Annotated in this window: 20 protein-coding genes and 1 other RNA gene; 15 read left to right on the top strand and 6 right to left on the bottom strand. The window is 39.6% G+C overall.

What is annotated here, in order from left to right; translation table 11 throughout:
• Positions 1-11 precede the first annotated feature (11 nt).
• From FRX97_RS02930 to FRX97_RS02915, 4 genes are read left to right on the top strand one after another with little or no spacing between them, the layout of a single operon-like run.
• Positions 12-1,349 carry a dihydrolipoamide acetyltransferase family protein gene (locus FRX97_RS02930; protein WP_147013220.1) on the top strand — a complete coding sequence of 446 codons (1,338 nt, stop codon included), beginning with the start codon at positions 12-14 and terminating at the stop codon, positions 1,347-1,349.
• Between the two features lie 17 nt (positions 1,350-1,366).
• Complete coding sequence (locus FRX97_RS02925) at positions 1,367-3,688, top strand: PD40 domain-containing protein (RefSeq protein WP_147013218.1); 2,322 nt, start codon at positions 1,367-1,369, stop codon at positions 3,686-3,688.
• Between the two features lies 1 nt (position 3,689).
• Complete coding sequence (locus FRX97_RS02920; RefSeq protein WP_147013216.1) at positions 3,690-4,472, top strand: 3'-5' exonuclease; 783 nt, start codon at positions 3,690-3,692, stop codon at positions 4,470-4,472.
• Positions 4,472-5,077: a fumarylacetoacetate hydrolase family protein gene (locus FRX97_RS02915; RefSeq protein WP_147013214.1), complete on the top strand. Its 606-nt coding sequence runs from the start codon at positions 4,472-4,474 to the stop codon at positions 5,075-5,077. Before FRX97_RS02920 ends, FRX97_RS02915 begins: the two co-directional genes overlap by 1 nt.
• Here FRX97_RS02915 and FRX97_RS02910 read toward each other — a convergent pair whose 3' ends face one another.
• Together FRX97_RS02910 and FRX97_RS02905 are read right to left on the bottom strand one after the other, a co-directional pair.
• Positions 5,078-6,313, bottom strand: a complete 1,236-nt coding sequence (locus tag FRX97_RS02910) for a S8 family peptidase (protein ID WP_170227001.1) — start codon at positions 6,311-6,313, stop codon at positions 5,078-5,080.
• Positions 6,258-7,238, bottom strand: a complete 981-nt coding sequence (locus FRX97_RS02905; protein WP_147013210.1) for a toxin-antitoxin system YwqK family antitoxin — start codon at positions 7,236-7,238, stop codon at positions 6,258-6,260. The genes FRX97_RS02910 and FRX97_RS02905 overlap by 56 nt, the downstream gene beginning before the upstream one ends.
• 83 nt (positions 7,239-7,321) lie before the next feature.
• Here FRX97_RS02905 and mnmA point away from each other — a divergent pair, with 83 nt between their 5' ends.
• Positions 7,322-8,491, top strand: a complete 1,170-nt coding sequence (gene mnmA, locus FRX97_RS02900; RefSeq protein WP_147013208.1) for a tRNA 2-thiouridine(34) synthase MnmA — start codon at positions 7,322-7,324, stop codon at positions 8,489-8,491.
• A 37-nt stretch (positions 8,492-8,528) separates the two neighbouring features.
• On the opposite strand, the gene FRX97_RS02895 is transcribed toward mnmA, so the two are convergent.
• Both FRX97_RS02895 and FRX97_RS02890 read right to left on the bottom strand, forming a co-directional pair.
• A complete protein-coding gene (locus tag FRX97_RS02895) occupies positions 8,529-9,509 on the bottom strand; it encodes a glycosyltransferase family 2 protein (protein WP_147013206.1) in 981 nt (326 codons plus the stop codon).
• The gene (locus FRX97_RS02890) at positions 9,499-10,032 is read right to left on the bottom strand and encodes a DUF4199 domain-containing protein (protein WP_147013204.1); all 534 of its coding nucleotides are present in this window, start codon (positions 10,030-10,032) and stop codon (positions 9,499-9,501) included. The genes FRX97_RS02895 and FRX97_RS02890 overlap by 11 nt, the downstream gene beginning before the upstream one ends.
• An 88-nt stretch (positions 10,033-10,120) precedes the next feature.
• Here FRX97_RS02890 and ffs point away from each other — a divergent pair.
• The 4 genes from ffs (at position 10,121) to FRX97_RS02870 (ending at position 12,328) form a co-directional block, all read left to right on the top strand.
• An RNA gene (gene ffs / locus FRX97_RS02885) (signal recognition particle sRNA small type) lies at positions 10,121-10,220 on the top strand.
• Positions 10,221-10,237: 17 nt separating this feature from the next.
• Positions 10,238-11,041 carry an SDR family NAD(P)-dependent oxidoreductase gene (locus FRX97_RS02880; RefSeq protein ID WP_147013202.1) on the top strand — a complete coding sequence of 268 codons (804 nt, stop codon included), beginning with the start codon at positions 10,238-10,240 and terminating at the stop codon, positions 11,039-11,041.
• 9 nt (positions 11,042-11,050) lie between these two features.
• The gene (gene fsa, locus FRX97_RS02875; RefSeq protein WP_147013200.1) at positions 11,051-11,707 is read left to right on the top strand and encodes a fructose-6-phosphate aldolase; all 657 of its coding nucleotides are present in this window, start codon (positions 11,051-11,053) and stop codon (positions 11,705-11,707) included.
• 9 nt (positions 11,708-11,716) lie between these two features.
• A complete protein-coding gene (locus FRX97_RS02870; RefSeq protein WP_147013198.1) occupies positions 11,717-12,328 on the top strand; it encodes an L-threonylcarbamoyladenylate synthase in 612 nt (203 codons plus the stop codon).
• 83 nt (positions 12,329-12,411) lie between these two features.
• On the opposite strand, the gene FRX97_RS02865 is transcribed toward FRX97_RS02870, so the two are convergent.
• Both FRX97_RS02865 and FRX97_RS02860 read right to left on the bottom strand, forming a co-directional pair.
• Positions 12,412-13,170: an outer membrane beta-barrel protein gene (locus tag FRX97_RS02865; protein WP_147013196.1), complete on the bottom strand. Its 759-nt coding sequence runs from the start codon at positions 13,168-13,170 to the stop codon at positions 12,412-12,414.
• A 94-nt stretch (positions 13,171-13,264) separates the two neighbouring features.
• Positions 13,265-13,915, bottom strand: a complete 651-nt coding sequence (locus FRX97_RS02860) for a protein-L-isoaspartate(D-aspartate) O-methyltransferase (RefSeq protein ID WP_147013194.1) — start codon at positions 13,913-13,915, stop codon at positions 13,265-13,267.
• Between the two features lie 95 nt (positions 13,916-14,010).
• Between FRX97_RS02860 and FRX97_RS02855 the strand changes: the two genes are divergently transcribed.
• From FRX97_RS02855 to FRX97_RS02830, 6 genes are all read left to right on the top strand, one after another.
• Positions 14,011-15,003 carry a Gfo/Idh/MocA family protein gene (locus FRX97_RS02855; protein WP_147013192.1) on the top strand — a complete coding sequence of 331 codons (993 nt, stop codon included), beginning with the start codon at positions 14,011-14,013 and terminating at the stop codon, positions 15,001-15,003.
• Positions 15,004-15,087: 84 nt separating this feature from the next.
• Complete coding sequence (locus FRX97_RS02850) at positions 15,088-15,969, top strand: hypothetical protein (RefSeq protein WP_147013190.1); 882 nt, start codon at positions 15,088-15,090, stop codon at positions 15,967-15,969.
• A 1-nt stretch (position 15,970) separates the two neighbouring features.
• Complete coding sequence (locus FRX97_RS02845; RefSeq protein ID WP_147013188.1) at positions 15,971-17,386, top strand: sugar transferase; 1,416 nt, start codon at positions 15,971-15,973, stop codon at positions 17,384-17,386.
• Positions 17,387-17,397: 11 nt separating this feature from the next.
• Positions 17,398-18,306: a 3-hydroxyacyl-CoA dehydrogenase family protein gene (locus FRX97_RS02840; protein WP_147013186.1), complete on the top strand. Its 909-nt coding sequence runs from the start codon at positions 17,398-17,400 to the stop codon at positions 18,304-18,306.
• An 83-nt stretch (positions 18,307-18,389) separates the two neighbouring features.
• Positions 18,390-19,328: a hypothetical protein gene (locus FRX97_RS02835; RefSeq protein ID WP_147013184.1), complete on the top strand. Its 939-nt coding sequence runs from the start codon at positions 18,390-18,392 to the stop codon at positions 19,326-19,328.
• Positions 19,325-19,840 (top strand): hypothetical protein, encoded by a 516-nt coding sequence (locus tag FRX97_RS02830; RefSeq protein ID WP_147013182.1) that lies wholly within the window; start codon positions 19,325-19,327, stop codon positions 19,838-19,840. Before FRX97_RS02835 ends, FRX97_RS02830 begins: the two co-directional genes overlap by 4 nt.

Genomic DNA, 19,840 nt, shown 5'->3' with positions numbered 1-19,840 from the left:
TAGCGAATAACATGGGAAAGATAGAGATATTACTTCCGAAAATGGGAGAGAGTGTTGCAGAGGCAACCGTTACTGGAATTGTAGCAGAGGTTGGTGCTACTGTGGAGGCAGATGACCCAATAATTGAAATCGCTACAGATAAAGTAGATAGCGAGGTTCCTGCTCCAGAAGATGGGACAATAGTTGAAATTTTAGTTGCTGAAGGCGATGTTGTAGAGGTTGGAAAACCAATCGCCATTATGGAAGTTGAAGGTGCTGGCGATAGTGCTGGAGCTGCTCCAAGTGCACCAAAACAAGAGCCTGTTGCCGAAAAAGCTGCAGCGAAAATCGAAGAAGATATTCAGGCAGTTGAAGAAAATATAGGAAAAACAGGTCCTTCAGGTAAATTCTATAGCCCTCTTGTGCGCTCCATTGCGAAAGAGGAAAATATCAGCATGGCTGAGTTGGAACAAATAGAAGGTACTGGTGCTCAAGGAAGAGTTACCAAGGATGATATCTTAGCATATGTAGAAAACCGATCTAATGGTTCCGCTCCTGCTGCTGCACCAGCTCCAAGTAAACCAGCTGCATCGAGTGCACCAGCCAAGAAGGCTGCACCTAGCCCTGAAATAAAAGCTCCAGCTGTATCAGTTTCTGGTTCAGATGAAATTCAGGAAATGGGAAGAATGAGAAAGCTTATTGCAGACCACATGGTAATGTCTAAGCGAGTATCTCCTCACGTAACTTCATTCGTAGAGGCCGATGTTACTAACTTGGTGCAATGGAGAGATAGAGTTAAAAAAGATTTCCTTAAAAGAGAAGGAGAAAAAATCACCTTCACTCCTATTTTCATCGAGGCCATTGCAAATGCCATTAAGGAGTTTCCAGAAATCAATATTTCGGTTAAAGACGATAACAAAATCGTTTACCGCAAAAACATCAACGTTGGTATGGCCACAGCCCTTCCAAGTGGTGACTTAATCGTTCCGGTTATCAAAAATGCAGACCGCTATAACCTTGTTGGATTAACCAAAGAGGTAAACGATCTTGCCAACCGTGCTAGAATAAACAAATTGAAACCAGAAGAGATTCAAGATGGAACCTACACTGTAACCAATGTTGGGTCCTTTGGAAATGTTTTTGGCACTCCAATTATTAACCAGCCACAGGTTGCAATTATGGCGGTTGGAGCCATCAAGAAAAAACCTGCGGTTATCGAAACACCAAGTGGTGATATGATTGGTATTCGTCATTTTATGATGTTGTCACACTCATACGACCACAGGGTTGTGGACGGAGCCTTAGGAGGTAAATTTGTTAGAAGAGTTGCAGATTTACTGGAATCCTTCGACCCCAACAGAGAGATTTAAGACCCTAATCCCCGGATATGAATAAAGTTCTAGGCCTTGTAATTGCCTTTTGTATGTTTTCTTTCGCTGGGCACGCCCAGATTTTTTCCATCAATAAAGATGGAAAGAAAGATAAAAAGGACAGTAAGAAATCGAGTAAAACTGAGGAAAAGTCAGATGAAAACTCATCTTTGACCAATCCTAACATTGATGCAGCTGCAATAAGATTTCTTGACAGCCTAGGAGTTGAAATGTCTGGGGGTGACAAGTCGGATTCTTCCAAAAAGGGATTTACCCTATCTACTTTTAACCCCTTTAATTCTAAGGAACGAATTGAGGAAGGTGAATATACCTTTCCCGAACCTATTACTGTAGATGAAATTACGGCTGCAGAATATAGAGCTTACCTCATTAGAAAAAGTAAGGATATAAGGCAAGATAAACCGGGTATTCCTATTAAGGCCGCGGCGGATAGATACCAATTGCAAGCCATTAGAAATGCAAAAGGAAACGAGCTAATGTACCAAGGTTTTTACGACCATGCTTACTTCGTTTTCGATCAAATGTTATCGGTAAACCCTAATCTAAAAGGGGTTCAATTTAACGCTGGATATTGTGTACTAAATGGATACGGGGATCCAGCTCGTGCCCTTCCCTACCTTAAAAGTGCTGTATTAAATACAACCTATAAACCAACTGTCCCTTACTTTGAATACGCCCCAACTGAGGCCATTTATTGGTTAGGAGTGGCATATCATCGCTTGGGTGATTTAGAGGAAGCTGAAAGAAAGTATAAACTCTTTTTATCGGTAACTAAAAAAGGCGGAATTGGATACGACGATGCCGTTCTTTCCTTAGAACAACTCAATAGTGCCAAACAATACCTTGTAAATCCAGGTAACGGTAAGGTAATTAACGCCGAATCTATCAACACTCCATACGCCGAAATAGCTCCAAGGACCTATAATTTCAATGGAAACTTACTTTTTGCCTCTGCAAGAATTTCTCCTAATGAAATTAATGATACCACTTGGTTTAACAGCAAATTGGCTCGAGCAGATTTTGACATATACACGGCTGAACGAAACGTGTACTTAGAATGGGAAAATCCAAAGAAGAGCCGTATTTCTGGTCCTTACGATGATTATCCTGTTTTCGTAGATGAAAATGGCTCTAAAGTGGCATATTTCAATGGTAAGGACGCCAATAGTGACATTTTCCAAGCTAAAGGACAAAATAATGCCTGGAAAGAACCGGTAAGAGTTTTTACTAACCAACAATCTCAAGCTTGGTCACCTTTTGCTAGCATTTCTCCAGATGGAAAAATGGCAATCTTTTCCATGCGCGCTGAAGATGGTTATGGTGGACTAGACCTTTACTTCACTCGTAAAGACGATTACGGCCAGTGGTCGGATCCAGTTAACCTTGGTGAAAATATTAATTCGCCATACGACGAAACTACTCCTTCTTTTCATCCAAACGGAAAAGCATTCTTTTTCTCAAGTAATAGACCTGAGTCTATGGGTGGATACGATATCTTTAAGTCGACCATAAACGAGATGGGAATTTTCTCTTCTCCTACCAATATGAAGCCACCGGTTAATTCCTTCTTCGACGATCTTTACTTTTCGTTTAGTGCGGATGGAACTTATGGCTTTTTATCTAGAAATGGAGGGAAACAACACAAAGGAGATTTCGATATCTACGAGGTAAATTTCAAAGCCATTAACTTCTCTTTAAATCAATCTGAAGATAGATACAGAGGACTAGAAGATGCAAAAAGCAACTCGGTTGGAAACACCTATGTTCGGGTAAATAACTTATTAACTAAAACTGCAGAACGCATAAGCAAATCGGAGCGCACAGGTAAATATTACATCATTCTACAACCCTGTACAGGCTACCGATTGGAGTTTGTTGAAAACAACAAAGTTACTAAGCAGGAAACCTTTAGTACATCATGTAACCTTGGGTTAGACGATAGAAAATTAGAATTATCTCAAACCGATTTCGGAAATATCGAACTTACACTGAAGCAAAGAAGCTTGAGAAAGGATTTGGAATCTGAATATTCTAGAAGCGGCAGGAAATTAAAGTGGCAAGTATTTGTAGATAATGTCCCCTATGGCAAACCCAACATGGAAGTAAACCTTTTGGATAGGAATGGGAACATCATAAAGTCTTTCAGCACAGACCCCTATGGAAGGTTCGATTTTAACCTTATCCCAGAATCCACTGATTACATTTTTGAGGTACAGGTAGAAGACAACTCCATTTGCCACAGGCTAAAAGTGGTACTTAAAAGAGAAGATGTGATGTTACAGGATTATACTTATCCTGTGCATCAGTGCTTTAAATAATATGCAATTACAATTAGACCGTCCTTTGGCGGTATTCGATTTAGAAACTACGGGAATTAATCAAGCAGCCGATCGCATTGTAGAGATCGGAATTATAAAGCTACACCCCGATGGGAAACGGGAGCAGTTTTATAGTCTTGTAAACCCCGAAATGATTATTCCGGATCACGCCGCTAAAATCCACGGTATTACCAATAAAAAAGTAGCATTGGAACCAACTTTTGAAGCTTTGGCACCTAAAATTGCCGAGTTTTTAGAGGGATGTGATTTGGGTGGATTTAACTCCAATAAATTCGATATCCCCGTGCTTCACGAGGAGTTTAGTCGTGTTGGATTTCCCTTTACACTTGAGGGAAGAAGATTAATTGACGCTCAAGTAATCTTTCATCGTATGGAGGAAAGAACTTTGAGTGCGGCCTATAAGTTTTACTGCGATAAGGACCTCGAGAACGCGCATAGCGCCCTGGCAGACTCCGAAGCAACTTTGGATGTGCTATTAGCCCAGGTAGAACGCTACCAAGAATTGCCTAAATCCAGTGCCGAATTACACGAATTCTCAAGAGGAAAATCTAAAAAGCTAGATATGGCTGGCAGATTTGCTTTAAATGATGAAGACGTTCCGGTTTTTAATTTTGGCAAACATAGAGGTAAGCCAGTAGAGGACGTTCTTAAAGATGAACCAGGTTATTATGGGTGGATGTTAAATGCCGAATTCCCCCAAAATACCAAAGACGTTTTGAAAAAAATTAAGGAGCAAATAGACCAGAAAAACAGCACAAAATAATGAAGATCATCTGTGTTGGAAGAAACTATGCTGCACACGCCGCAGAGTTAAAAAATGAAGTTCCTACCGAACCTGTTTTATTTTGCAAACCCGATACGGCCTTACTACCAAAGAGCCACCCTTTCGTTTATCCAGATTTCACTAAAAACCTGCATTTTGAGGGAGAATTAGTGGTTAAAATCAATCGTTTAGGGAAAAACATAGACGAAAAATTCGCCCATCGCTACTATAGTGAGATAGGTTTGGGTATAGATTTTACAGCTCGCGATGTACAGCAGAAGTGCAAGGAAAAAGGTTTGCCTTGGGAAAAAGCCAAAGCCTTTGATTACTCCGCTCCGGTAAGTCAAAAATTTCTTCCTGTTGGAGATATAGAGAATACTCGATTTAAGATTTACAAGAATGGTGAGTTGGTTCAGGATGGAAACTCATCGCTAATGTTATTCGGCGTAAATAAGCTTATTTCCTACATTTCTCAATTCTTTACTCTAAAAATTGGAGATCTAATTTTTACTGGAACGCCAGCTGGTGTGGGTCCTGTTGAAATTGGAGATGAATTGGTCGGAGAATTAGAAGGTGAAAAAATTCTTCAGGTAAAGGTGTATTAGTTAAGATTCTACTTGAATTAATCTGCTAACGATATTCCCGTTTAAATCCGATAATATAACCACATAAAGTCCAGCTTCCACGTAGGCGGGAATTTCAATTTTAGCACCATCAGAAAGCTTGGAATCAAAGAGCAACCTTCCCCTGCTATCCAATATTTTCACCCCTTTAAATCCCGTAGTTGTTAAGGATAAATAACCGCCCGGTTTAACGGGATTTGGGTACAGTTGAATTTTCCCAAGCTCCTGTTTTTCAAGCAGTTGCTTAGCTTTATCAAAATTAGGAACTCCGTAACCATATTTTTCCAATGCATTGGGGTAATGCTGGGCTGACCTTAACATGGCCGACCAAATTTCTACCTTACTACTTTTTGGAAAAAAATTCAAAAGCTGTGCCGCAAAACCGGTTATTACTGGCGCGGAGAATGAGGTACCACTGGATGTTCCAAAGCCCCTTTCTGCATGGTAACAAAAACTGTGTTGCCCTACGGCCACAATCTCTGGCTTTACTCTTCCATCTACCGTGCTTCCGTAACTACTAAATTGAGTAATTACACCAGAGCTATCTATGGCTCCCACGGTTAAAATGGAGTCAGCATCTGCAGGAAACCCAATGTGGTTCCATGGATCGTTGGCGTAATTTCCAGATGAAGAAATCAAAAGAATGTCCTTGTTTAAAGCCCGTCTTGCAACCTTACTAATCAAGGCCGTTTTACCATCTAATTCCTCGTGGGTGTAATTTTGGGTAGAATCATCGAACTCGGTGTAGCTTAATGAGCTGTTGATAATGTCCACCCCAAGTGAGTCTGCCATTTCGAAAGCTTGTGCCCAGTAAGACTCTTCCTTTCTACTTTCTGTGAAAACATCTTCGGTCACAAACAGGTAATAATTTGCGCCGGGCGATGCGCCATAAAATAGACTATCATCACCCTCAATAATGGACAATACCTTTAGCCCATGATCCGAGTAGTTATAAACGCCTTCCTTCGGATTCACCAAATTATAGGTTCCTTTTAACCGGCCTTCACTTACAATTTTTTGAAACCAAGGAAAGCCTTCTGCCCCCTTAAAACCGGCATCAAAAATGGCAATATCTATACCAGACACCCTATTGGCGACAGGTATTTTAGTGAATTTTAAATTGTGAGGGCTTTGCCCAAATGTAGATATAACAAGCCCAAGACTACTTGCTAACCAAAGTGTCCATTTTATATTCTTCCACTTTTTTAAGGCTGCCATCTTCAAAGAAGTATTCGCATTTGCCATGCTTTTTACCATAAACGTAATTGCAACGCATTTTCAGGGTATGCCCTACCATTTTTCGGTATTTGTCTACGCTACCTGTTCTTGGATCTTGTTGATCTACATACTCCCAACGACCATTGTCGTAATAAAGTTCGTAGGTTCCATGTAGTTTACCGTCCTTGTAATTAGCGATCTCTCGAGGCATTTCACTGGCATAGTTTTCAGTAAATTCCCCATTCATAGGAATAATTAATTCAATCCCTCCCAAGGTGTCCTTATCTACCTTATTGCGAAGAATTCCTTGATCGTAGATTTCCCAAACGCCAATTTCTTTCCCGTTATCGTAAGTACCAACCAAAACGGGATTCCCTTTGATGTCGTACACCTTATAATTCCCATGGAATATCCCTTTTTTAAGATCGGTTTCGCTTTTTAACTTACCATTCTCGAAATAGGTTTTTTGGGTTCCTATCGCCACCCCATTTTCATATTTCTGTTGAAGTGAAGGATTGCCATTTTCAAAATAGTTTTCGGTTAAACCATTTTTCTCACCTAATCGATAAGTTTCGCGGCTCATTATCCTGCCCCGCTTATCGTAATATGTCCATACGCTGTCTTTCTTAGTTTCAACGTATATCCCCTCACTTTGCTTTACCCCATTTTCATACAGGTGAATAGCGTAAGCCACGCCTGGCTTCCTATAATTTAAAACGCTCTTTACTCGTTCCCCTGGATAGTAATAAATAAACTCCCCTACTGGCTTATCATCCTTAAATTGTCCGATGTATTTGGTGCTTCCATCCTGGTATTTCTTTTCCCAAATTCCTTGCTTTCTACCTTGATTATCGATGGTGTTTTTTTGTGAAAACCCTGCAATTGCAATTACAGAACAGACCAAAAACAGTAGGGCTCTTTTCATTTTTAACAATCCTTTTAGCTTGCAACGCAAGTAAATCAATTTTATTAAGCCAAACACCAACTGCTTATCCCTAAATTTGCACAATGAAACGTGTAGTAGTCGGATTATCTGGTGGAGTTGATTCTAGTGTTTGTGCCTACCTTCTAAAAGAGCAAGGTTATGAGGTAATTGGAATCTTTATGCGAAACTGGAATGATGATAGTGTTATTCTAGATGACGAGTGCCCTTGGGTAGAAGATAGTAACGATGCTTTACTGGTTGCAGAAAAGTTAGGTATTCCTTTTCAAGTAATAGATCTAAGCGAAATCTACAAAGAGCGTATAGTCGACTACATGTTTGCAGAATACGAAGCTGGAAGAACTCCAAACCCAGATGTATTGTGCAATAGAGAAATTAAGTTTGATGTATTTTTAGATACGGCCTTAAAACTAGGTGCCGACTTTGTAGCCACCGGACATTACTGCCAAAAAACCACCACGTTAGCGGGGAATAAAGAAATTCATCATCTAATTGCAGGAGCAGATAACAATAAAGACCAAAGTTATTTCCTATGCCAATTAAGTCAGGAACAACTTTCTAAAGCCTTATTTCCCATTGGACATTTGCAGAAATCTGAAGTTAGAAAAATTGCAACGGAACAAGGGCTGGTAACAGCCAATAAAAAAGATAGTCAAGGTCTTTGTTTTATTGGTAAGGTTAAGCTGCCTGATTTTTTACAGCAACAGCTAAAACCTAAAAAAGGTAAGGTTTTTGCCATTGATGCCAATAAATATGAGGAAAAGAAAGCGCAGCAAAATGGCATAAATCCAACCTTTGAAGCCATCCCGCTAAATGCAGAAATGGGTAAGGAAATAGGCGAACACCAAGGAGCTCATTACTATACCATTGGGCAAAGAAAAGGATTGGGAATAGGTGGATTTAAAGAACCCTTATTTGTAATAGGAACCAATACTAAAACCAATGAAATTTACACTGGCGAAGGTGAAGAGCATCCAGGGCTATATAGAGATGGGCTTATAGTACCCGAAAAAGACGTGCATTGGATTAATCCTACCTACCAAATACAAGAAGGGCAATCACTTAATTGTAAAGCAAGAATTAGATATCGTCAACCACTACAAGACGTGGTTATTGAGAATAAATCGGGTGACTTATACTACAAGTTTAGAGAGGCCCAGCGAGGAATCACCCCAGGCCAATTTGTTGCTTGTTATTTAAACGAAGAGCTTATCGGCTCAGGAGTTATTCAATAGTTTCACCTGAATACCAGTAAACTAGGCTACCAATTCATCAAGGTTTCTCCTCAGCTCTGATCGTTTCTCTGTATAGATAAACGTTCCTATCAGGCGCATTGCGTGAAACCAATTCACCTAAGAAACCAGCTAAGAAAAATTGTACCCCGATAATAGCAAGGGTTAGAGCAACGTAAAAAATGGGTTGGTCTGTAATTAGCCTAGCACTTTCTTTAACATAAAAAACGTAGTATAACTTCTGTATCCCCATCCACACGGTAACTAGGGAACCTAGAAGAAACATAAGGCTACCTATTAAACCAAAAAAGTGCATGGGTCGCTTTCCAAACTTGGATACAAAGGTTATTGTAAGCAAGTCTAAGAAACCATTCAAAAAACGCTCGAAACCAAATTTGGAGGTTCCATATTTACGCGCTTGATGCTGTACAACCTTCTCTCCTATCTTGGTGAAACCAGCCCTTTTCGATAATACTGGGATATAGCGATGCATTTCACCGTAAACCTCAATAGATTTAACTACATCGTTCTTATAGGCTTTTAATCCACAGTTAAAGTCGTGAAGGTAGATGCCGCTCATTTTACGAGTAGCGGCATTAAAAAGTTTGGTTGGAATGGTTTTAGAAAGTGGATCGTAGCGCTTTTTCTTCCATCCACTTACCAAATCATAACCATCCTCTACAATCATTTTAATCAGGTCGGGAATTTCCTCTGGACTATCCTGAAGATCAGCATCCATAGTAATAACCACATCACCTTCGGCAATGGCAAAGCCCTCGTTAAGGGCTGCCGATTTACCGTAATTTCTTCTAAATCTAATCCCTCTTACTTCTGTATGTTCTTCAGCGAGAGAAGAAACCACCTCCCAGCTTTTATCCTTAGAACCATCATCCACAAATATAACTTCGAAGCTGATTGATTCTCTGGTACATACTTTTTTTATCCAACTAAATAATTCTGGAAGCGACTCTTCCTCATTAAAAAGCGGTATAACTAGGGATAATTGTAGATTATTCTGCAAAATCTGGTTCCTTTTTCTTAAGAATAGCGGCCAAAATTAAGGAAAAGATTGTCCAAAGGATAAAACTTCCTAATAGTTGTTTCAAAGTATTACCCAAAGAGGTGTCAAAACCATCTTCCATTCGCTTAATTGTATCTTCGAATGACGCTTCCGGCATTTGATCTTTGTACTGATACATATTTTCTAATGCCATCTCTTTGGCCTGCTCCATCCATTCTGGGTCTATTACACCGTATAATAAATATCCAAACAAACTTCCGACCACTAACATTACCGCTACCATAACCAGAAGGTTAATAAACATCTTTTTAAAAGTAATAAGTCCACCTTCATCCTTTCTAATCCTAGCTCCAAGTATGCTAAGTACAATTATGGTGACAATTAGATTGATCCCCATAAAAATTATTCCTCCAAACATACCAGAACCTAAACTAGATGGACCTAACATGTACAGAATAATGGCAATAACAATGTTTACGAGAGCGGCAATAAAGCCGTACTTAAGGGTGTTTTGTGATATCATGGATTTTAGGTTTTTTCAAATATATATTAAAAGGAAAATCTTCGTGATTTTTCTATTGAATATTGAAAGGAAACCCCTACTTTTGCACGGGCAAGTCTCTTACGACCAGCTCCTGCTGAACTCCCCCAGGTGCGGAAGCAAGCAAGGGTAGGCGGTTGTAGCGGTGCGATAAGGGTCGCTTGCCCCTTTTTATTTCTTTTGCTTCATGCAACAAACAGCCCTCATTACAGGAGCCTCCTCCGGCTTAGGAGCTGAAACAGCAAGACAATTTCATTCACTAGGGTTTCAAATATTTGGAACCAGTAGAAAAGCTGAAACTGGAGCATTTAAAGAAAGTATTCATTGGATTCAACTCGATTTAACGTGCAATGAAAGCATTGCTACCTGCACAGATTATATTCAACAAAACATTTCTGGCCCCCTAACCATCGTACACAACGCTGGTATAGGAGCCCTGGGGGCAGCATTGGATTTTAATCGTGAACAATTCCAAAATATACTGGAAGCCAACTTATTAGGTGTTGTTCACTTCAATTCACTTCTAAAAAATTACATTGTTAAAAATCGGGTAAAACTTCTTTTTGTAAGCTCTTTAGCAGGGACTTACGGGTTGAATTATCGTGCACCTTATGCGGCCTCTAAACACGCTTTAGAAGGATATGTAAAATCCATGCGCATGGAGCTTATTCCATTCCATATTTATCCGAGTGTAATAGCTCCTGGTGATATATTAACCAACATTGCGGAATCTAGAACTGAAGTACAGCCGGATGAGAATGCCTTGTGGCAATCGAATTACAAAAGCACAGTGGACATTATAAATTCGGAGGTAAACCACGGAGTTGCTGCCGAAAAAGTGGCGAAAAAGATTATTTCCGTTGCCAACTTAGCTAAACCAAAAGCCAAATACATTGTGGGAAAACCTCTGCAAAGAATTTCCTACTTACTACATAAATTCCTTCCCTACTCGGTTTTCGAGAAACTATTGTTAAATCACTACAGCAAATAAATAAACACCATGAAGTTCTTTATCGACACAGCGAATCTAGAGCAAATTAAAGAGGCTAACGACCTTGGGATTTTAGACGGAGTAACTACCAACCCGTCGTTAATGGCTAAAGAGGGAATCAAGGGCGAGGAAGCCGTTAAAAATCACTACAAAGCGATATGCGAAGTAGTAGATGGAGACATTTCTGCCGAGGTTATTTCTACAGACTACGAAGGAATTATCAAAGAAGGAGAAGAATTAGCTGCATTACACCCTAACATTGTTGTAAAAGTTCCAATGATTAAAGACGGAGTAAAAGCGATAAAATACTTCTCTGATAAAGGAATTCGCACCAACTGTACTTTAATTTTCTCTGCTGGTCAAGCACTTTTAGCAGCTAAAGCTGGAGCTAGCTACGTTTCTCCTTTTATTGGAAGATTGGATGACATCTCAACAGATGGACTTCAACTGATAGAGCAAATTCGTGTGATTTTTGATAACTACGGATTCCAGACTGAGATTTTAGCCGCTTCTGTTCGTCACCCAATGCACATTATCGACTGTGCTCAAATTGGTGCCGATGTAATGACAGGTCCTCTTTCTGCAATTGTTGCGCTACTTAAGCACCCATTAACAGACATAGGATTAGAGAAGTTTTTAGAGGATCACAAGAAAAATAATGCTTAATTTTTAAGCATGTTTTTAAGCATTCACCCTGAAAATCCTGAGCCAAGAAAAATTGCTCAGGCCGTAGAGATTTTAAAGCAAGGTGGGGTTATTATTTATCCCACCGATGCGGTTTATGTTATTGGATGTAGCCTTTTCGATCACAAGGCCGTGCAAAAAGTTGCGCAATTAAAAGGTATCAAGCCCGAAAAGGCCAACTTCACTCTAATGTGTGAGGATTTAAGCCACATTTCGGAATACACCAAACCCATTTCTACCGCTACTTTTAGGGTGATGAAAGATAAACTTCCTGGGCCTTTTACTTTTATTCTTGAAGCTAACAACGAGGTTCCTCGAATCTTTAGAAGCAAGAAAAAAACGGTTGGGATAAGAGTTCCAGACAACAAGATTACTCAAACCCTAATCAGAGAATTAGGTAATCCTCTTATTTCTACTTCCGTTCATAACGAAGATGAAATCTTAGAGTACATAAGTGACCCAAGCTTAATAGCAGATGATTGGGAAGACCGGGTTGATTTGATTATTGATGGAGGAATGAGTGGTCTAGAAGCAACCACTATTATAGATTGTAGCGGAGCAGAACCCGAAGTAATTCGAGAGGGAAAGGGAAGTATCGACTAGAGTAAATCATACATTGAATAAAAGAAAAGCCCCGTTTCGGAAATCCGAAACGGGGCTTTTTAACATGTTATTCTAAATAATTCTTAGAAGTGGAACATCATAACAACTCTACCACCGCTTAGGTTAGTGTTTAAACCAAAAGAAGTAGACTTAGTTCCGATATCTCTTGTATCGTTGTTAGTAGCAGTACCACCAGCAACATCAAAAGACTCAGCTTCTCCAAATCCTTGAGTGGAAAGAGCAGCAGTTAAACCGTACTCAAGTCCTAAGCTCATTTTTGGAGCGAAGAAGTACTCAACACCCATAAAACCTCTTGCAGCAAGAGTAAACTCAGTACCTTGTCTTACATCAGTGTCGTAAGTACCATCAGTTAATCCATCTCTATCAGCGTAATCAGCTTCAGATCTAGAAGTTCCGATTCCAGCTAAACCTTCAACTCCCCAGTAACCTTGAACACGAGTATTTCCTCTTCTAAACTCGTGACCAAATCCTACCATTAGGTCGAAGTTTCTGTTTGTAAACTCATCTGGATTTTCCGTGCTGCTTCTGTAATCTTCAGTTTTAGACGTATTTGCAGACAACATTACTGTAAAACGACAAGCCGAGTTTTCTGAATCGAAACGCTTTCCGAAGAAAGTAAATTGAGAAACTGGAGATGCCGCTCCGATTGTAGCAGAAGCGTCGTTGAACTTTAAAGAATTAAATAAAGGTACAGCGTCAAATCCAACAGCATAATCTAGAGATTGTGGAAGGATAGGCTCTCCCTTTTTTGAAACAAGACTTTGTCCCATTACAGCAACTGAAGTTAGAGCAATCGCTGCACTTAGTAATACTTTTTTCATTTTTATTCTAGTTTAGAATTTTGGTTGCCGACAAATTTACCTTTACAGATCAATTGTGCAAGCTTATCGGACATAAGCTATTAACAATCGATTTTTAACCCATAGCTCGATTTGGCAACATTGGCACAAATCTGAATTTCCCAAATCGCTCCTCTTTGTACTGATTATCAGCGATTTTGGTGATTCTAGTCATTTCCTGCACCCCCTCTTCCTTATCAATTGGGATTACCATTTTACCGTTAATCTCTAACTGATTTAAAAGGCTTTTTGGTACTTCTGGGGCACCACAGGTAACAATAATCCCTTTGTAAGGGCCATATCCCGAGATCCCCTTATACCCATCTCCATAAGTTAAGTAGGCGTCGTACTTTAATTTAGAAAGTAGTTTCTTGGTTTTTAAGAAAAGACTACGCTGGCGCTCAACTGAATATACCTTAATCCCCATTGCACAGAGAATAGCCGTTTGGTATCCAGAACCCGTTCCAACTTCCAATACCTTATCCCCCCTTTCCACCTCTAACAAAGTACTCTGAACCGCCACGGTATATGGATGAGAAATCGTTTGGCCCGCTCCAATGGGAAAGGCTTTGTTGGTGTAGGCAAACTTTAAAAAAGCCGTATCCAAAAAGAAATGGCGAGGAACATCGCCTACCGCATTTAATACGGTTTCGTTGTTAATTCCCATCTCCATTAATTCTTCAACCAGTCTTTTTCGCAATCCTTTGGTACGGTAGCTATCTTCCATTAAAAACTCATTAAAATAAGGATGTGGAAAATAAATAAAAAGATTGCCGCGCTTTGCCACATATCGCTGTAACTTTATCCACAAATTTATTAGCCATGCGGATTGGAGTCTTGGGTTGTGGACATTTGGGTAAAATTCATATTCAACAAATACTAGAGTTAAAACAGTGGGAATTGGTTGGTTTTTACGACCCCAACCCAGAAGTAGCCAAAATAGTATCAGATAAATTCGGAGTTAAAAATTTCTCCAACATCGATGAGCTTGTAGATGCTTGCGATGCCATTGATATTGTAACTCCTACCCTTTCGCATTACGACTGTGCCAAAAAAGCCATTCGTAAATCCAAGCACGTATTTATTGAAAAACCTATTACAAACACAGTTTCCGAAGCAAAAGAGCTAATTGAACTCGCCAAGGAAGCTGGAGTTAAAGTACAAGTGGGTCATGTGGAAAGGTTTAACCCCGCGTTTAGAGCTGTGGTGGATAAAATTACCGCTCCCAAATTTATAGAAACACATCGCCTAGCCGAGTTTAACCCCCGCGGTACAGATGTTAGTGTAGTGCTCGATTTAATGATTCACGACCTGGACATTATATTAAGCGTAGTGAAATCTACCGTACGTAGGGTTTCTGCAAGTGGTGTAGCTGTATTAAGCGACTCTCCAGATATTGCAAATGCGAGAATAGAATTCAATAATGGCTGCGTAGCCAATGTTACCGCCTCAAGAATTTCCTTGAAAAACATGCGCAAATCAAGATTCTTTCAACAAGATGCCTACATATCGGTGGATTTCCTGGAAAAGAAAGCTGAATCGGTTTCTATGAAGGATATTGATGAAAACACTTCGGAGTTCTCTATCACCCTGGATCCAGGTGGAAACAAAAAACCTAAAGAAATTCTTTTCGATCAACCAGATGTGGAACCAAGAAACGCTATCAGAGATGAATTAGATAGCTTTTTCGAAGCTATTGCATCCAACAAGCGTCCTGTTGTTTCCATAGAAGATGGCACCAATGCTTTAGAATTAGCTCATACCATTTTAGAAAAGATGGATGCTAACGCAAAGATTATAGCCAACCAAGAATAATATTTCCAACCCCAAATCGTTTACCACAGGTAAACGAGATTAGGAGCTATCCTAATTCTTAATAAATTTGCCCCCGTTTTAACAATGAGGCCCATATATTATATACTTCTAATTATACTGAGCAGCACCGCTTTGGTATCCTGTAAGCTTGATAAGGAAGAACCTATTCCTGGCTTTATTAGAATAGACACCCTACAAAACGACCTAAACTATAGCAGCCAAGGAACTAACCGGCACAATTTCACCGAAGCTTGGGTATACATAGATGGAGGGTTATTAGGGGTCTACGATTTACCTGCTCTGTTCCCTGTATTAGAAACAGGTACCCGGGATGTAATGATAAGACCCGGAATTAAAAGAGATGGTATTTCGGCATCTAGAGTAAATCATCCTCATTTCGAAAATTGGGAGGTTGTAAACACCGAAATCAGAATTGGAGATACCCTAGAATTAGTTCCTCAATTGCAGTTGAGATCGGGAATTAATGTTTGGTTTGAAGACTTTGAAGAAGCGGGAATGAAATTTGAAAACGCAGGAACCGCAGATACTTCACTTACGCCTACCACCGATTCCTCAATGGTTTATGAAGGTAATGGATCTGGCTACGCTTTCTTGGATGGGGATAACGACCGCTTTGCAATTTTCACCAAGGAGAACTTTAATTTTAGATACGGAACACCCGTATTCTTAGAGTTCGACTACAAAATTGAAGGCTTCCTTCAAATTTCAATTTTAGTTCATACACCTGGGCAGCCGGATGTGGGAAAACTAGCCCTTTTTGTAGGGCCAAAATACAACGATAAAAACCAATTGGTTTGGAATAAGATATACGTTAACCTTTCGGATGAAATATCGAGCGAGCCCAATGCCTCCTCCTTTGATATTAGAATTGAAGGCTTTCCAAACTTCGATCAAACCAACACTAGCTACCTAATAGATAACGTTAAAGTGCTCTATCCAAACTAGCATGAATAGAAGCTTACAAATTACCAAGTACGTTGTAGCCGATATTCTAGCTGCTGGTCTTGCGTGGACCCTTTTTTTCCTATACAGAAAAACTAAAATTGAAGGGGTTTCCATTGACCATATTTCTAGCCTCACCGTAGATAAAAACTTCTTATTGGCCCTGGGCATTATCCCTGTTTTTTGGGTAGGATTGTACGCTGTAGCGGGGATGTACAATAAAATCTATCGAAGGCACCGTTTAAAAGAACTTTCACAGGTATTATGGTACAGTTTAATTGGGGTAACGATTTTGTTCTTCGTTTTTATTCTCGATGACCAAATTCCCAATTATAAATCCTACTACAAGTCCTACTTTTTCCTCCTTACCGCCCATTTTATTTGTAGTTTTTTACTTCGTTTTATCCTTACCAACCGAACGGTTAAGAAAATATTCAGCCGACAAATTGGATTTAACACCCTGGTAATTGGTGGTGGAAAAATTGCGTGGGAAACGATACAGGAAATAGAATCTATTAAAAACTACCCTGGATATATCTTTAAAGGATACATTTCGGTTAATGGTAAAGACAGAGCGCTTACAGAAAAGGGCATGCAGCACTTGGGCGAACTCGATGCCCTAAGAAGCACAATCGATGCCCTAAACATCGAAGAAGTTTTAATTGCCATTGAATCCTCCGAACACAAGAATATTGGTAAGATTCTTACAAAACTTGAGGATATAGATATCAACATTAAAATCATTCCCGACATGTACGATATTATGGCGGGATCGGTTAAAATGACTAGCATTTTCGGGACGCCCCTTATTGAGGTAAACCCCGAAATAATGTCGAGTTGGGAGTTTGCAGTAAAGCGTACTTTTGATATTGTGGTATCTGCCATTGCACTTATCCTGCTTTCTCCACTTTATCTAGCCCTGGCCGTACTTATAAAACTATCCTCTAAAGGCCCAATATTTTTTACTCAGGAGCGCATTGGAATACATAAAAAGCCTTTTCGCATTATTAAATACCGCACCATGTATACCGATGCGGAGAAAAAAGGCCCGCAGTTATCCAGTAAATACGACCCGAGAATTACCCCCATTGGTCGCTTATTAAGAAGGACACGCTTGGATGAAATACCTCAATTTTGGAACGTTTTAAAAGGTGAAATGTCCATAGTGGGCCCGAGACCAGAGCGCCAGTTTTACATAGACAAAATAACAGAAAGAGCGCCCCACTTTATGCACCTCTTAAAGGTGAAACCAGGCATTACCTCTTGGGGACAGGTAAAATATGGCTACGCAGAAAACGTAGACCAAATGATACAACGTCTTAAATACGATTTGCTATACATAGAAAACATGTCCTTAGCTTTGGACATTAAGATCTTATTTTATACAGTATTAATCATCCTAAAAGGAGCAGGTAAATAAATCAGATAATTATGAAGAATATCTCAGTAATTGGAGCAGGAACCATGGGAAATGGAATTGCTCACGTTTTTGCACAATTTGGGTTTGATGTTACCCTTGTAGACATTTCTGCTGAAGCTTTAGATAGAGCTATTCAGCGAATTGAAAAGAACATGGATCGCCAGGTAAGCAAAGGAATTCTTAGCGAAGAGGACAAGGCTCAAGCTATAGGACGAATTGCAAAATCTCAGAGCATTGCCGAAGGGGTTTCTAATGCCGATTTAGTAGTTGAGGCAGCTACAGAGAATTTAGATCTTAAACTTAAGATCTTTAAGGATATCGATTTAAATGCTCCCGACCATGCTATTCTTGCATCCAATACCTCATCTATCTCTATTACAAAAATTGCCTCGGTAACTACCCGCCCAGAGCAGGTAATTGGAATGCACTTTATGAATCCAGTACCCGTAATGAAGCTGGTTGAAGTAATACGTGGATACGCCACTACAGATGCTGTTACTGAAACCATCTTTAAATTATCTAAAGATCTTAAGAAAGTACCGGTTGAAGTAAATGACTACCCAGGATTTGTAGCCAACCGTATTTTAATGCCAATGATCAACGAAGCTATTTACTCTCTTTACGAAGGAGTTGCTGGTGTTGAGGAAATAGATACGGTAATGAAACTTGGTATGGCTCACCCTATGGGTCCACTACAACTTGCCGATTTTATTGGTTTAGATGTTTGCAAAAGTATCCTTGAAGTTCTTCACGATGGATTCGGAAACCCGAAATACGCCCCTTGTCCGCTACTTGTGAATATGGTTACAGCCGGAAAATTAGGAGCAAAATCTGGAGAAGGATTCTACAAATATACACCTGGATCGAAAGAACTAGTAGTAGCGCCTAAGTTTTCAAAACAAATTTCGGTAAATAGTTAAAATCGAAATATTTTATTTGTTGAGGGGATATATTTAAGGACAACCGAGGATATATCCCCTCGTCTTTTTATTAAGTTTATAGCATGAAAAGACACCACCTCCTTTTTTACTTTACCACCTTGCTACTGCTTGTTTTTGCGTGTGGAAAAAGCAAGGACAACGTAATTAAGAATAATACCATCCCGGCTTATTCAGAAGTTCCTACCATAGCCATAGAAAATTACGTAAATCGTCTTTTTATAGATTTAGTTGGAAGGGAGCCCGCCGATACAGAATTAACCAAATACGTTAATTACTTAAAATCAAACGATTTAAACGGGGCCTCAAGAGACTCACTAATTCATTTTATACAAGTTGATAGTACTCCACGTGCACTAGGAAAATACAACGAGGCCTATTGCATATGGCTGTATGAAAAAGCTAAAAACCGTTTTTTCTTAGAATTGGGTAATGATGCAGACTTCAGGGCTGCAATCAATACAATAGTAAGCGAAGACGGTGCACAAGACACTCTTGACTCTGCTCTTTCTGGCTTTGCCCGTATTGAGATTCGAAAATTAGCACGAGTTCTAAACTCCAAAGATCGTTTCTGCAAAGGAGAAATTGGCATTAACCACATGATGGGTTACATGATAAACAATGCCAACTACGATGAAATCAACATGCAGAATGTAAATTTTGTACGCGCTTGCTTTAACGATTTGTTTTACCGGATTATTAACGATGACGTTTTAAATAACTACGCTCAAGCTCTTAATAAAAATGAAGTAGCCTATGTTTTTAGTAAACCATTTTCCAACAAGGATGAATTTGTAAATAATCTTATTCATAGTTGGGAATTTTACGATGGCCTAGCTACTTGGCTTTACCTCACCTATCTGCAGCGAAAGCCCAGCTCCGAAGAGAGTTTCCAGGTTATTGAAATGCTCAACGGCAACAGCAAGAAGAAAAATTTCCAAAAAATTCAACGTAAACTCATGATTACCGATGAGTATGCGCAATTTAAATACCTAGGTCAATGAGAAACGCGGTTCTGATATCCTTTTTTGTCGCTTCTTTAATTGCAATTTCCTGTAATAAAGACCGCGATTTATATGAAATTAATCCCGTAACTGCCCTCCCTAGTGGTGTTTACGAGGAGGATGGCTCCATTTTCGGTGGAAAGAAAAAATTGAAAACCTCAGATCAATATATAGGGGTTTTATACTCTAATGTTTTCAAAAGAGGGATAACTGTTCCCGAGCTTATTGAAGCACGCGACGCCATTTACTCTGTAGGCGATCAGCAACTGGCCTATGAAATTCTTGTAGCCAACTATTTGCAAAGACCAGACACGGAGCTGCCTACTGACGAATTCGTCCAAAATTATCCGGATAGCTTTCTCACGGAAGTGTACAACACCTATTTCGTTCGAGAGATTTCGGAAGTAGAACGTACATTTTTGGTGAATTACATCAAACAAAATAAGCCTGAGGTGGGCGCGAAAGAAGTTATTGCTGCTGTAGCCCTATCTAACGAATTTAAAATCTACTAA

Origin of the sequence: Luteibaculum oceani (assembly GCF_007995015.1) — a bacterium.
GTDB classification, from domain to species: Bacteria; Bacteroidota; Bacteroidia; order Flavobacteriales_D; family Luteibaculaceae; genus Luteibaculum; species Luteibaculum oceani.
Note: the sequence above shows the minus strand (reverse complement) of the source record. Positions and strands in the feature narration are given on the sequence as shown.

What these genes read in the sequence shown, in the direction of transcription:
- FRX97_RS02925 (WP_147013218.1), top strand. Translation starts at nt 1,367, where the DNA reads ATGAATAAAGTTCTAGGCCTTGTAATTGCCTTTTGTATGTTTTCTTTC.
- FRX97_RS02830 (WP_147013182.1), top strand. Translation starts at nt 19,325, where the DNA reads ATGAGAAACGCGGTTCTGATATCCTTTTTTGTCGCTTCTTTAATTGCA.
- FRX97_RS02915 (WP_147013214.1), top strand. Translation starts at nt 4,472, where the DNA reads ATGAAGATCATCTGTGTTGGAAGAAACTATGCTGCACACGCCGCAGAG.
- FRX97_RS02865 (WP_147013196.1), bottom strand. Translation starts at nt 13,170, where the DNA reads ATGAAAAAAGTATTACTAAGTGCAGCGATTGCTCTAACTTCAGTTGCT.
- FRX97_RS02910 (WP_170227001.1), bottom strand. Translation starts at nt 6,313, where the DNA reads ATGGCAGCCTTAAAAAAGTGGAAGAATATAAAATGGACACTTTGGTTA.
- FRX97_RS02930 (WP_147013220.1), top strand. Translation starts at nt 12, where the DNA reads ATGGGAAAGATAGAGATATTACTTCCGAAAATGGGAGAGAGTGTTGCA.
- FRX97_RS02850 (WP_147013190.1), top strand. Translation starts at nt 15,088, where the DNA reads ATGAGGCCCATATATTATATACTTCTAATTATACTGAGCAGCACCGCT.
- FRX97_RS02905 (WP_147013210.1), bottom strand. Translation starts at nt 7,238, where the DNA reads ATGAAAAGAGCCCTACTGTTTTTGGTCTGTTCTGTAATTGCAATTGCA.
- FRX97_RS02870 (WP_147013198.1), top strand. Translation starts at nt 11,717, where the DNA reads ATGTTTTTAAGCATTCACCCTGAAAATCCTGAGCCAAGAAAAATTGCT.
- FRX97_RS02890 (WP_147013204.1), bottom strand. Translation starts at nt 10,032, where the DNA reads ATGATATCACAAAACACCCTTAAGTACGGCTTTATTGCCGCTCTCGTA.
- FRX97_RS02920 (WP_147013216.1), top strand. Translation starts at nt 3,690, where the DNA reads ATGCAATTACAATTAGACCGTCCTTTGGCGGTATTCGATTTAGAAACT.
- FRX97_RS02835 (WP_147013184.1), top strand. Translation starts at nt 18,390, where the DNA reads ATGAAAAGACACCACCTCCTTTTTTACTTTACCACCTTGCTACTGCTT.
- fsa (WP_147013200.1), top strand. Translation starts at nt 11,051, where the DNA reads ATGAAGTTCTTTATCGACACAGCGAATCTAGAGCAAATTAAAGAGGCT.
- FRX97_RS02845 (WP_147013188.1), top strand. Translation starts at nt 15,971, where the DNA reads ATGAATAGAAGCTTACAAATTACCAAGTACGTTGTAGCCGATATTCTA.
- FRX97_RS02855 (WP_147013192.1), top strand. Translation starts at nt 14,011, where the DNA reads ATGCGGATTGGAGTCTTGGGTTGTGGACATTTGGGTAAAATTCATATT.
- FRX97_RS02860 (WP_147013194.1), bottom strand. Translation starts at nt 13,915, where the DNA reads ATGGAAGATAGCTACCGTACCAAAGGATTGCGAAAAAGACTGGTTGAA.
- mnmA (WP_147013208.1), top strand. Translation starts at nt 7,322, where the DNA reads ATGAAACGTGTAGTAGTCGGATTATCTGGTGGAGTTGATTCTAGTGTT.
- FRX97_RS02840 (WP_147013186.1), top strand. Translation starts at nt 17,398, where the DNA reads ATGAAGAATATCTCAGTAATTGGAGCAGGAACCATGGGAAATGGAATT.
- FRX97_RS02880 (WP_147013202.1), top strand. Translation starts at nt 10,238, where the DNA reads ATGCAACAAACAGCCCTCATTACAGGAGCCTCCTCCGGCTTAGGAGCT.